This window comes from Claveliimonas bilis (genome assembly GCF_030296775.1).
Taxonomy (GTDB): Bacteria; Bacillota; Clostridia; order Lachnospirales; family Lachnospiraceae; genus Claveliimonas; species Claveliimonas bilis.
Genome location: NZ_AP027742.1, coordinates 560260 through 572937, shown reverse-complemented (window position 1 = coordinate 572937; position 12678 = coordinate 560260). Strand labels below are relative to the sequence as shown.

12 protein-coding genes are annotated in these 12678 nt (G+C 44.8%); 4 read left to right on the top strand and 8 right to left on the bottom strand.

Features of this window, described 5'->3' with window-relative positions:
* Window positions 1-110 precede the first annotated feature (110 nt).
* Window positions 111-1910 (top strand): aminopeptidase P family protein, encoded by a 1800-nt coding sequence (locus tag R2J37_RS02710; RefSeq protein WP_316266163.1) that lies wholly within the window; start codon window positions 111-113, stop codon window positions 1908-1910.
* 89 nt (window positions 1911-1999) lie between these two features.
* Window positions 2000-2848: a putative manganese transporter gene (locus R2J37_RS02705; RefSeq protein ID WP_230107192.1), complete on the top strand. Its 849-nt coding sequence runs from the start codon at window positions 2000-2002 to the stop codon at window positions 2846-2848.
* A 62-nt stretch (window positions 2849-2910) separates the two neighbouring features.
* Here R2J37_RS02705 and R2J37_RS02700 read toward each other — a convergent pair whose 3' ends face one another.
* Window positions 2911-4338 carry an alanine/glycine:cation symporter family protein gene (locus R2J37_RS02700; RefSeq protein WP_316266162.1) on the bottom strand — a complete coding sequence of 476 codons (1428 nt, stop codon included), beginning with the start codon at window positions 4336-4338 and terminating at the stop codon, window positions 2911-2913.
* Between the two features lie 149 nt (window positions 4339-4487).
* On the opposite strand from R2J37_RS02700, the gene R2J37_RS02695 reads away from it, so the two are divergent.
* Window positions 4488-5381, top strand: coding sequence for a LysR family transcriptional regulator (locus R2J37_RS02695; protein ID WP_316266161.1), 894 nt, complete (start codon window positions 4488-4490; stop codon window positions 5379-5381).
* Between the two features lie 64 nt (window positions 5382-5445).
* Here R2J37_RS02695 and rpiB read toward each other — a convergent pair whose 3' ends face one another.
* Entirely contained in the window at window positions 5446-5892 is a 447-nt protein-coding gene (gene rpiB, locus R2J37_RS02690; RefSeq protein ID WP_230107196.1) for a ribose 5-phosphate isomerase B, read from the bottom strand.
* A gap of 180 nt (window positions 5893-6072) precedes the next feature.
* Here rpiB and R2J37_RS02685 point away from each other — a divergent pair, with 180 nt between their 5' ends.
* Complete coding sequence (locus tag R2J37_RS02685) at window positions 6073-6861, top strand: HAD family hydrolase (RefSeq protein ID WP_316266160.1); 789 nt, start codon at window positions 6073-6075, stop codon at window positions 6859-6861.
* 32 nt (window positions 6862-6893) lie between these two features.
* Here the strand turns inward: R2J37_RS02685 and R2J37_RS02680 are convergent, their stop codons facing one another.
* From R2J37_RS02680 to R2J37_RS02655, 6 genes are all read right to left on the bottom strand, one after another.
* Window positions 6894-7592: an L-ribulose-5-phosphate 4-epimerase gene (locus R2J37_RS02680; protein ID WP_316266159.1), complete on the bottom strand. Its 699-nt coding sequence runs from the start codon at window positions 7590-7592 to the stop codon at window positions 6894-6896.
* Between the two features lie 113 nt (window positions 7593-7705).
* The gene (gene uraA / locus R2J37_RS02675; RefSeq protein ID WP_230107198.1) at window positions 7706-8962 is read right to left on the bottom strand and encodes a uracil permease; all 1257 of its coding nucleotides are present in this window, start codon (window positions 8960-8962) and stop codon (window positions 7706-7708) included.
* A 140-nt stretch (window positions 8963-9102) separates the two neighbouring features.
* On the bottom strand, window positions 9103-10083 hold the full coding sequence (locus tag R2J37_RS02670) for a sugar isomerase (RefSeq protein ID WP_256194097.1): 981 nt from the start codon (window positions 10081-10083) through the stop codon (window positions 9103-9105).
* 13 nt (window positions 10084-10096) lie between these two features.
* On the bottom strand, window positions 10097-10933 hold the full coding sequence (locus R2J37_RS02665) for a sugar phosphate isomerase/epimerase family protein (RefSeq protein ID WP_256194095.1): 837 nt from the start codon (window positions 10931-10933) through the stop codon (window positions 10097-10099).
* A gap of 2 nt (window positions 10934-10935) precedes the next feature.
* The gene (locus R2J37_RS02660) at window positions 10936-11757 is read right to left on the bottom strand and encodes a carbohydrate ABC transporter permease (protein WP_256194093.1); all 822 of its coding nucleotides are present in this window, start codon (window positions 11755-11757) and stop codon (window positions 10936-10938) included.
* A gap of 10 nt (window positions 11758-11767) precedes the next feature.
* The gene (locus R2J37_RS02655) at window positions 11768-12646 is read right to left on the bottom strand and encodes a carbohydrate ABC transporter permease (protein ID WP_256194091.1); all 879 of its coding nucleotides are present in this window, start codon (window positions 12644-12646) and stop codon (window positions 11768-11770) included.
* Window positions 12647-12678: the final 32 nt, after the last annotated feature.

Below are 12678 nucleotides of genomic sequence, written 5' to 3'. Positions count from 1 at the left end.
GGGAGCGGACAGCTTAATCACAGGCTGTCCGCTCCCTTGACTTTTCCTCTTATCCGGTGTTATGGTCTATTTATAGGTGAAAATGACAGCAAAGAAATGGAGGCCTCTTAATGAATACGATCATCAATCAGCGCCTGGCTCTGCTTCGCAGCGTCATGGCAGAAAAGCAATTATCTGCATATTACATTCCCACCGCCGACTATCATCTCTCTGAATATGTAGGAGAGCATTTTAAATTCCGCGCATGGCTGTCCGGATTTACAGGATCGGCTGGAACCCTTGTGGTCCTGCCCGATGAGGCAGGTCTTTGGACAGACGGGCGCTATTTTCTTCAGGCAGAGCAGCAGCTTAAAGGCACCGGTATCACACTCTATAAAATGCAGATGCCGGGAGTCCCTTCCGTCGAAGAATTTCTGACTTCCCGCTTAAGCGCCGGAAGCTGTGTCGGCTTTGACGGACGGACCCTTTCCGCCTCTGCCGGTGAGGAACTGGCTGAGACACTGGCAAAAAAGCAGATCCGCCTGGATGCTTCTCTTGACCTGGCATCCACTATCTGGGAAAATCGGCCGTCTATGTCCAAAGAAAAAATCTGGATTTATGAAGAAACTTATGCGGGGCAGTCCGTCTCCTCCAAGTTGTCGGCTCTTCGCCAGGAAATGGTGAAAAGAGGCGCAGACACCCATATCATATGCGCACTGGATGAGATTGCATGGCTCTTTAACTTAAGAGGCAGCGATGTGGACTATAATCCTGTCTTTTTATCTTATGCAGTCATTGAAAAAGAGAAGGCGTTTCTTTTTACAGACATGGAAAAACTGGATGCGGACACTTGCCGGTATATCGAAAGGCAGGACGTTCAGATCCTTCCCTATGATTCCGTTTATGATTTCATCAGACGCTATAGCAACAGCAGCGTACTGCTTTCAAAATCCCAGCTTAATTATACTCTTTTTCATATTCTGAAAGAGGGAGGCGCTTCTATTTTGTGCGGTCCGGATCCGGTTACTGGTTTCAAGGCTGTGAAAAACGAAACTGAGATTTCCTGGAGTAAAAAGGTTCATATCAAAGACGGCGTTATCATGGTTCGTTTCATGAAATGGCTGAAAGAACAAATTCAAAATGGACATTCCCTCACCGAAGCCAGCGCTGCAGCCTATCTGGATGGACTAAGAAAAGCCGCTCCCGGGAACCTGGGGCTTAGTTTTGAGACTATCAGCGGGTATGGCCCTCATGGAGCTATTGTCCACTATGCGGTCACAAAAGAAACCGATATTCCTCTGAAAGCCCAGGGCCTTTATCTTGTAGATTCCGGCGGACACTATATCGAAGGAACTACTGACATTACCCGCACCTTTGCCCTCGGTCCCCTTACCACTGAGGAAAAAGAGCATTTCGCCCTGGTTCTTCGCTGTATGCTAAGCCTTATGTCTGCAGTATTTCCGGAAGGAGTCTGCTTTCAGAACCTGGATGCTCTGGCAAGAACTCCTCTGTGGCAGCAGGGTCTTGACTATCTCCACGGCACCGGACATGGAGTGGGGCATTTATTAAACGTACACGAAGGACCAAACAGCTTCAATTGGAGAATGCGAAGCGGCGCAGACCCTGTACCGGTACGTGCCGGCATGATCACCACCGATGAACCCGGCGTCTACATCTCCGGCAAACATGGGATCCGTCTGGAAAACGAACTGCTGTGTCTGGAAAAAGAAAGGACAGACTATGGAACTTTCCTGTGCTTTGAGCCTCTCACTCTGGCCCCCATAGATCTGGACGCCCTGGATCCTTCGCTCATCAGCGATTTTGAACGGCAAATCCTTAACTCCTACCATAAGAAAGTTTATGAGACACTTTCTCCTTATCTGACATCAGAAGAGAAACAATGGCTGGCCGGATATACCAGAAAAATATAGTTCGTTTCATCTAACTTTTATTTGACATTTCCCATGAAACTTGCTAATATTTTCAAGATATCGTGAGTTTTGATTCAAAAGGAGTTTACATGGAATTACTGGAACACGTTTTTATACACACTGTAAATGATACGATCCGTATGCTGCCGTTCCTGTTTGTCGCCTTCCTTCTCCTGGAAGCGCTGGAGCACTACTCCAGCTCATGGATCCGGCAGACCCTTATCAAACTGGAAAAGGCAGGTCCCATTGTAGGCGCTCTGTTCGGCTGTATACCTCAATGCGGCTTCTCTGTCATGGCAGCCAACCTTTATGCAGGCGGAGTCGTTTCTCTTGGCACACTCCTGGCTGTATTTCTTGCCACATCAGACGAAGCGCTTCTTATCCTCATGGCCCATCCCGGCTATGAGAGGGATATTTTCTTTCTTCTCATTGTAAAGGTAATTATCGCGGTTATTGCAGGATATCTGGCCGATATTTTCTTTGCCCGTTTCATCTGTACAAAAAAGGAAATCGGTGATCTGTGCCACCACTGCGGCTGCCATGATCATCACGGCATTATCCGCCCGGCTCTGAATCATACTGTAAAGCTGTTTGCCTATATTTTTGTTTTTACCGGAATCCTCACTTTTGTCATTGAGGCTGCCGGTCTGGAGTCCGTTTCCTCCTTCCTTTTACAGGGCAGCATCTTTCAGCCGTTCCTGGCAGCGCTCCTTGGTTTTATCCCCAACTGCGCCGCTTCTGTCCTTTTAACAGAACTTTATCTGGGAGGCGCTCTCTCCTTTGCTTCTGTGATAGCAGGCCTTTGTACCAACGCCGGAATCGGACTGATCGTTCTTTTTAAGGTAAACGGCAGTAAAAAAGAATGTCTCAAATTTGTTGTACTTCTCTACGCTGCTGCAGTTATCTCAGGCATTCTGCTGCATTTGGCAGGACTTTAAAAAAACGGCTTACGCAACAAAGCGGGTATATCGCAAAATGCGATATACCCGCCTTTTAGTTATTACCGGGATTCTTTTTTCTTCCTCTCATAATCTTTCAATGATCCTACCGCTTCTTTCGCCAGCGGAACAAGAGCGATCATATTGAATATTGTCATCAGTCCGATGCCTGTATCTCCCAGATCCCATACAAAAGTATATGCCGCAAGCCCGCCGATAAACAACATAACAAGCGCCAGAATCTTGTACAATGTCTGTGATCTCCAGTTATCTCCAAACAGGTAGGCTACATTGGAACGGGCATAGAACAGAATCCCAATAAAGGTAGAAAAACTGAACAGCCACAAAATCACAGCAATAAATATGACTCCAAATTCTCCAAGATGATAACTCATGGCCGTCTGCAGAAGATCCATTCCTTGCAGACCATTTGTCAATTCCTCCGGAGTCAGAAGCATGATCATTGCAGTACAGGTGCAGATCACCAGAGTATCAATGAATACTCCAAGAGCCTGCAGAAGCCCCTCTTTCGCCGGATGGCTGATATCCGCTGCCGCCGCTGCACAAGGAGCTGATCCGGATCCTGCTTCATTGGAGAAAAGCCCTCTTTTCACTCCGTTCATCAAAACTGCGCCAAACCCTCCTGCCGCCACCTGACGGATCCCGAACGCTTCCTCAAAAATTCTGGCAAACACAGCCGGCAGCTGCGGGATATTTATGACAATGATAAAAATAGTAATAATAAAATACAAAGCTGCCATAACAGGCACCATGATATCCAGTACCTTTACTGTCGCATTTTTCCGAAGAACGATCACAGCCGCCAAAACTACCAGTACAACGGTAGAGTAAAGAGGCGGGATATGGAATGCATTGTCAAATGCAGACGAAACCGAATTTCCGATGACCTGACTGATTCCGCACCAGCAAAGAAGACCGGAAAGAGCAAACAGAACTGCTATCACAGATTTCTTTCTTTTGCTCCCCCTATTTGTAATAAACAAAGCATGAATATAGTAAGCCGGCCCTCCCCTATATCCTCCATAGAGAGGATCTTTTTCTTTATATATCTGGGCCAGAGTCGCTTCTGCAAATGCTGTAGACGATCCAAGAAGGGCAATAACCCACATCCAAAATACCGCTCCGGCGCCTCCTGCTGATATAGCCGCAACAACTCCTACCAGATTCCCCATTCCTACCCGGGTAGCCGTAGATACGATCAGCGCCTGCACACCGGAAATTCCATGTTGTTCTGCAGAAGTCCTGTTTTCCACCGTAACCCTGATCATTTCCGGAAAAAGTCGAAACGGCAGGAACTTAGTACGTACTGTAAAATATATGCCTGCCGGAACGAGGATAATAACCAGCAGCGATAATCCCAGACTGCTTCCTCCCGGGAGAGGGATAGTTACAATATCTCCCCATAACATCGCATAAATTGTTTCAAAAAATCGCACAACCGCCTGACCGGCCGCGTTTAAAATCTCCATTATATGTATCCTTTCTCTCTCTCGCCATTATTGAATGACACTGTATTTGTTTTTCTCTTCCCCATAGTATATAATAGAAAGGAACATCTGTAAAATTAATAATTATGATGATATGAATCTAAAAATTAGATGGTAAAGGCGGTAACAGAATGGATATCAAAAATCTGACAACTTTTATCTATGTAGCCGAACTGAACAGTTTTACAAAAGCAGCCGAAAAGCTGGGATTTTCTCAGTCCACTGTCTCCTTTCAGATCAGACAGCTGGAGCGTGAATTAAATTCCCAGTTATTCGAACGTGTCAATCACACCATAGCTTTAACTGAAAAAGGCCGGGAAGTCCTGGATTACGCTCACAAAGTCAACAAACTGACTTTGGAACTTCAGGAAAACATGCAGGAAACAGGAACCATCCGCGGTCATGTAAGATTGGCAATGGCAGATTCTCTGTGCAGTTCCATTTTCAGCAAAAATTATGCTTCTTTTAAAAAAAATTATCCTGAGATCGCACTGAAAATTATCACCGCCGGAACCGGTGAAATGTTGACGCTCGTAGACCACAACGAGGCAGATCTTGTTCTCACCCTGGACAGCCATATCTACAATACAGAATATGTGATCGTAAAAGAAGAACGAGTAGGCGTACACTTTGCAGCCGGCGCCGGGTATCCCCTTCCCCTCGGAGCAAAGCTTTCTGTCCGGGATCTTTGCAGCCATCCTTTTATCCTGACAGAAAAGGGAATGAGCTACCGCCGCCTTCTGGATGAGCGGCTGGCAGAGATGTCTCTGGAAATTCATCCTATTCTGGAAATCGGAAGCACAGATCTTATCTGTGCTTTACTGGAACAAAACCTTGGAATTTCTCTTCTTCCGGATTATGTAACCGCAAAAAAAGTTGCCGAGGGAAAGCTGGTTCTTCTTCCCGCGGAAGACCTGGAAATCGAAGTGTGGAAACAGCTCCTGTACCATCGGAACAAATGGGTATCCCCCCAGATGGAATCGGTGATGGAGCACTGTGTTAAGCGGGGTTTTTCCCAAGAATAAAATAAGGAAGCAAATCACCATGTGGTCTGCTTCCTTTTACTTTTACTGTTTCTGCTTCTATTTTTTATCTTTCCCTCTCTTCAATCGCCGTGATCATATCGATACGCTCCTGATGCCGGCCGCCCTCAAACTCTGCATTCAGCCACTCCTCTATGATCATCTTCGCAAGCTCAATGCCGATGACTCTTGCGCCAAAAGCAAGAATGTTGGTATTATTGTGCTGTTTTGATAATCTTGCTGTGTACGGCTCACTGCATACAACTGCTCTTACGCCTTTCACCTTATTGGCTGCAAGAGATATTCCGACACCTGTACCGCATATTAAAATTCCAAGATCCACTTCTTTGGATACCACAGCCCTTGCAACTTTTTCTCCATATACCGGGTAATGACAGCTCTCGGTGGAGTCTGTCCCATAATTTACTACTTCATAGCCAAGATCCTGTAAAAACTTCACGATTTCATTTTTCATGTCTACTGCTGAATGATCGTTTCCTATTCCTATTTTCATGTCCTCGTCTCCAATCTTTGCTTTAAAAATTTCTGCTCTTATATTATAATGATCCCAGGCTCAAAAGGTCCCGGCCCACATGAGCTTGCTCAAAAGTGGTTGGGGCTTTTGATCCCAACTTCATTATAATGTCTTGCTGTATGAATAGCAATGTCTATCTTAAAGGAGTGTAACAGAACTATGATAAAATTAATAGCCAGCGATCTTGACGGAACTCTGCTTCAAAAAGGTGCACAGACAGTAAGCCGGCAGGCGATAGAGCTGATCGAAAAACTTCTCGACAATGGCATCCATTTTACTGCTGCCAGCGGAAGACAGTACAACAACTTAAGGAGGCTTTTTGCACCTTTTGCCGATCGCATTTCCTATATTGCAGAAAACGGCTCTCTGTGTATCCACAACGGCCAGATGCTTTCCCGGTCATCCATAGATCACGACCTTTCCATGCGCATCATCGATGCTGTCCACAATTATCCGGGCTGCAACTGTATTGTATCAGGAGTGGAAACTCTCTATACAGATTCTTCCGATCCCAGATTCATACATTATCTTCTGGATGAGATGAAATTCGATGTTATGCAGGTAGAAAACCTTAAAACAGATGTGCCTGAGCCTTTTCTGAAAATAGCCGTTCTTCATTTTGAGAAAAGTATTGACTGCGAAGCTTATATGAAACAACTGTTTTCTTCCGAAATAAAGATTGTCACTTCCGGAAACAGATGGGTGGACTTTATCGCGCCAGGCACAAACAAAGGCATCGCCCTTCAGGTTCTTATGGATCATCTGCACATAAAACCGGAGGAATGCATCGCCTTCGGAGATCAGTATAACGATGTGGAAATGCTGCAGCTGGCGGGTACAAGTTATTCTATGTCAAGCGCTGCTCCCGGCATTGCATACTATTCCACCTATGTAACAGATTCCGTAGAAGAGGTATTGGAAGATATTGCGGCAGGCGTGGATCTTTAATCCCCCTGCCGCTCCTTTCTCTTTTCCATCCTTCATTCTCTTTGTCCGTAATATGCTTCTTCGCCGTGCTTTCTGTAATAATGTTTGTCCTGCAGATTTTGAGACGCCGGATCATTTCCGGGATTGATCCATTCACAAAGAGCCGCCATCTTGGCAACTTTTTCCAGAACCGCCGCATGATATACAGCCTCTCCGGCATTTTTCCCCCAGGTAAACGGTCCATGATTTCTGCACAGCACTGCCGGGGTTGCCAGGTAGCCTATATTACGGAGAGAAAATTCATCCGCAATCAGAAGTCCGGTATTTTTTTCGTAATCTTCATCAATTTCTTTTGGAGTCAGTTCTCTCACGCAAGGCACTTCCCCGTAAATATAATCTGCGTGAGTCGTCCCATAGCATGGAATGTCCCGGCCCGCCTGTGCCCAGCTGGTTGCCCAGACAGAATGGGTATGAGCCACGCCTCCTATTTCCGGAAATCGCCGGTACAGCGCCGCATGGGTTGCCGTATCTGAAGAAGGCCGGTATCTTCCCTCTATTCTGTTTCCCTCCAGATCCACAACTGTCATATCTGACGGAGCAAGTTGTCCATACTCTACTCCGCTTGGTTTAATAACAAAAAGCCCCTTTTCCCGATCGATCCCGCTTACGTTTCCCCAGGTAAATGTCACGAGATCGTACTGTAAAAGGAGCATATTTGCCTCATAAACTTCTTTTTTCAATTCCTCCAGCATATGAAAAGCCTCCTGTCTGTACTGTTTCTCTTTACAGGTTCTGCAGCCGGAGAAATTTTTATTCTTGTTTTATTCTTTTTTCCGGCATAAATAGCCGGATTTATTTAACACCGCTATTCCCTGTCATTTGTCAGATTCAGTTTATCCAGCAGGTGGAAAATAAGGCTTAATATCATACCTACAATACATGCCAGAACCATGCCGGTAAGCTGGATATTTCCGATATTTACCGCAATTCCGGACAAGCCTGTCACAAATACAATACTGGTCAGTGTCAGATTCCTGGACCGCCCGTAATCCACCCTGGAATCTACAAGGATTCTGATACCGGATGCTCCGATCATTCCGTAAAGAAGGAAGGATATCCCTCCGATAACCGGTCCCGGAATTGTCTGGATCAGCATGGAAAGTTTGCCGACAAAGGAGCAGATAATAGACAGAACCGCGGCGCCGGCAATGACTCTTACACTGTACACCTTGGTTACTGCCATGACTCCGATATTTTCTCCGTATGTTGTAGTCGGGACCGCGCCAATCAGACCGGAAAGCATTGTAGATAAATTATCCCCCAGCAAAGAGCGGTGAAGCCCCGGATCCCGCAGAAGATCTCTTCCCACGATCTTGCTGGTAACAACCTGATGCCCGATATGCTCAGATGTGATCACAAGAATAACCGGCAAGATTGTAATAATAGCTTCTGCACTGAATTTCGGAAGCATAAAATTAGGCAGTGCAAATAAAGATGCCTCTGAAACGGCGGTAAAGTCTACAATCCCGCATAAAATAGCGGCGATATATCCGGCAATGACAGCAATCAGAATCGGAATAACAGAAAGGAATTTCCTAAATAGGATGGAGCCAAATACAGCAACTCCCAATGTTACTCCAAATACAATGATATTGCTGGTGCTGATCTTTTCATCCAAAAGTCCCGCATTGCTTGCTGCAGAACCGGAAAGCTCCAGGCCGATCAAAGCCACCACCGGACCCATAGCAGCCGGAGGCAGTACAACGTCAATCCAATCACATCCAAATTTATAAATGATCAGCGCCAGAACGCAGCCGCAGAATCCGACTGCCACAAATCCGCCCAGCGCATACTCATATCCCATTTTATCGATCACCAGCCCAGCCGGAGCAAGGAATGCAAAACTCGACCCCAGATAGGCAGGCGCCTTTCCCTTTGTGATAGCGATAAATAAAAGTGTGCCCACACCGTTCATAAACAATACAACTGCCGGGCTGATTCCAAACATAAAGGGTACAAGGACCGACGCCCCAAACATAGCAAACATGTGCTGAATACTAAGCGGAACCAAAAGCCGAAATGGCACTTTTTCCTCCACTTGTATAATTTTTCCACTTTCCATTTCTCTCATCCTCCTCGTAATCAATTTTTACTTTTCAGGCCGTGAATCACGCAGATATAATAACCACGATGTGGTTATTATACCATATAGGAGGACTCCGCAGGGAAAAAAGAGACTGCCCATTTGCAGTCTCTTTTTTACTAATACTCTACTTTCCACATGTAGCGTCTTGTCAGATAATCAACCTTCGTCGTTTCCGACAGGGCTTTCATATAAGTATTATTGAGAATCGGTGAGAAGAGCATATGATTGAAATATCCACATACACTATCTTTAAACCGATTAATTCCCAGTTCTTTGGCGTCCAGGATATAAACCTTGTCTCCTCCGTATTCTTTCAGAAATTTCTTTGCCCTCTCATCAGCCGCTCTTGTCTTTCCTTCAGAAACCAGCAGGAAAAACGACTGATTTTTGTCAAGCACTTCAAAGGGGCCATGGAAAAATTCACAGCTATTGACTGTGGGTGACTGGATCTGCAGCATCTCCATAATATTACAGATTGAGAAAATATATCCTGCCGCGTAAGAAGGCCCACTTGCCATTACAGAAATAATCCGTTGGTTCTTATTGTCTTCGGCCCATTTCTGTGCCAATGGCATGCAGTATGCTTTTGCGTCCTGATAAACTTTGTCCAGAATATCATATGCCTCCATGGCGTCTGCATAGTCTTTATATCCTTCTTCCACATCCACAATATCCATGGCAATTCTCATACCGATCGCCGCATTGGTTTTGCTCTGGTCTGATTCATCAAACATAATACTGTCATACTGCATTTTATAATCACAAACTTCTGTCAGAAAGGATTCCTGAACATAGAGCCCGATCGTAACCGCTCCCAGTTCTTTGGCCTTCTGCGCCGCCGTACATGTCTCCGGCGTCCCGCGCATGGATGTAACGACTGCCACTGTATTTTCATCTACAAATTTCGGCGGATCCAGTACAAACTCATTACTGGTAAACATCTGTGACTGTATTTTCTCCGCCTCATGCTGCATGAAATAGTGAGCCGGATAATTTCCTCCATTAGAGCCTCCGGCCGCTATCCACACAACGTTTCTAATCCCGCCTTTTTCTTTCAGCTGACCTGAAATTTCCTCAATAATCCGACGAGTTTCCATATCTCTTTCCTCCTTAGCTTATATATTGCTTTAACCATCTCAAGCTCTTGCCGATTGCCTTTTCCGGATCCAGATAATAGATTTCATTTGTTATTTCCAAAGTAATATAACCCTTATAGGAAGCCCTCTCTAATTCTTCCAGGAATTTAGCAAGAGGAAGTTTCCCGTCTCCCAAAGCCAAATGTCCGCCCGGCATTCCATCTACAAAATGAACATGTCCCAATCTCCCATCTGTTGCCTTAAAGTAATCCTCCAACGTCTCACCGCAGCGCCCCATCATATCCGTATCCGCCATACAGATCAGATTGTCTCTATCCACCTCCGATGCAAGAGCCGCAAGTTCGCTGGCATACACTGCTATGTTTGTGGTCTGTTCCGTAAGATGTTCCAGATACAGGATCTTCCCGTACTTTGCTCCATAATCGGATAAAATCTGCAGATTTTCCACAGTATACTTCCATGTATCTTCTTTACATTCATTCCGATATCCATCCCCGGGTGTCACAAGTACAGCCGGAATTTCCATGACATCAGCAGCTTCTATCGCCCTGTAAAAATATTTCATGCTTCTTTTTCGTATATATCCTTCCTTTGCTCCTATATTGACAGGATAAGCACATTGCTCCGGCGTAAGGCATATCGTATGCAAGCCCCTGACCTGTATTTTCCTTTTCAGTTCTTTCAGCATTGGCGTATCGAAATCACCCAGATAGAAATGCGGTCCTGCTGCCCACAACTCAATATTCTCCACTCCCAGCCGAAGCATGGATTCCAGAAAATATTCAAACGTATACAAAGGATAGGTATAGTTTCCTGCTGCAATCTGCTTCATAGATATATATTTAAACATCTCTACCCCTTTACACTTCCTGCCGTCAGTCCTCGTATAAACTGTTTCTGCAAAACAAGGAAGATCACGATAAGCGGAACTGAAGCGATCACCATCCCGGCCATCAGCACTGTCCAGTTTGTCGTTGTCATTCCCTGCATATTAACCAGGCCCACTGGAATAGTTTTTTTAGCACTGCTTGTAAGCATAACATTTGCAAACATCAATTCGTTCCAAATAGCACGTACACATACAATGGCCGATGATGCAATAATAGGCTTTGACAGCGGCATCATGATTTTCCAAAAAATCTGCCTCGTTTTCGCCCCATCAATGATTGCCGACTCATCAAGGCTTTTACTGATTCCTTTATAAAATGTCATGATCAGAAATGTAGAAAAAGGAATCCTGAAAGCGGCATTTATGAGTATCAGTCCGGTCAATGTATCGTACAGGTGCATTTCTCTTGCCATTCTGTAAAGCGAAATGACAGAGGACTGGGGCGCCAGCATAAGCCCGCCCATAATCAGAAGAACAAAAAGCCGTTTTGTAGTAAAATGCAGCCGGGACAGTGGATAAGCCGCCAGACAACTTAAAAATGTAGCCAGCACTGTCCCTCCTACTGTTACGATTACTGAATTTTTCAGATAGGTACCTATTCCAGACTCCCATGCATCTATATAATTTTCAATTTTCCACTCTTCAGGGAGACTCCATGTCTCCAGAAACAGTTCCTGATTTGTCTTAAATCCCGTAATAACAACCCATATGAGTGGTGCGATAATCACAATGGCAAATAGGATCAGAAGTGTATATATCACTATTTTTTCTGCTTTCTTCTTCATGACAGTCCTCCTAATCCTCATCCAGACTATATCCTTTTAACTGGAATATTCCCAGGATAAAGGTGATGAGAAAGATGACCGCGCCAATTGCTGAAGCGTAGCCCATCTCATCATTATTAAATCCGGTTCGGTATAAATATGTCGCCAAAGTCTCTGTGGATGTCCCCGGTCCGCCTGATGTCATAACATATACTTCATCAAACACCCTTATACTTCCACTTACCACAATGATCATGTTGATCATAATAGTATCTTTCATCTGCGGGAGCGTAATACGAAGCAGTCTCTGCACTGCATTTGCCCCATCAATTTCCGCCGCCTCATAAAGATCTTCCGGTATATTCTGCATTGCAACAATAAACAGGATCACTGTATATCCGATATACTGCCACTGCGACATTGCTATAACCGCATAAATAGCCGTGTCAGAATTACCCAGAAGATCCACATTGGCCGAATTAATTCCCAAAAGATCCAGAAGCGGATTGACAAGCCCCAATGTGGGATTAAACAGCATCTTAAACAAAATTCCCGTTACAGTCACCATTAAAAGGGAGGGAATAAAATAAATTGTTCTGAAAAACGTCTGGTGCTTTCGGATCAGTTTACTTTCCAGCACACTGGCTATCAGAAAAGATACCCCGATCTGAAAAATAACTGAAAATATTGCAAACAGAAAATTATTTTTCAATGCTGTATAGAAAACTTCGTCTTCAAATAAGCGCGTATAGTTTTCCAATCCCACAAACACTTTCTCCGTGTTGATTGCTCCCCACGAGTAGAGGCTGTTAATAAAATTAAGGATAATTGGCAAATACAGAAAAATAACAATGATCAGGACTGCCGGTCCCAGATAAATCATCAATGTCTTTTTCTGGTTTTTTGTCAAATGAGCACCTCCCCTCTTTGTTTGCGGGTTTT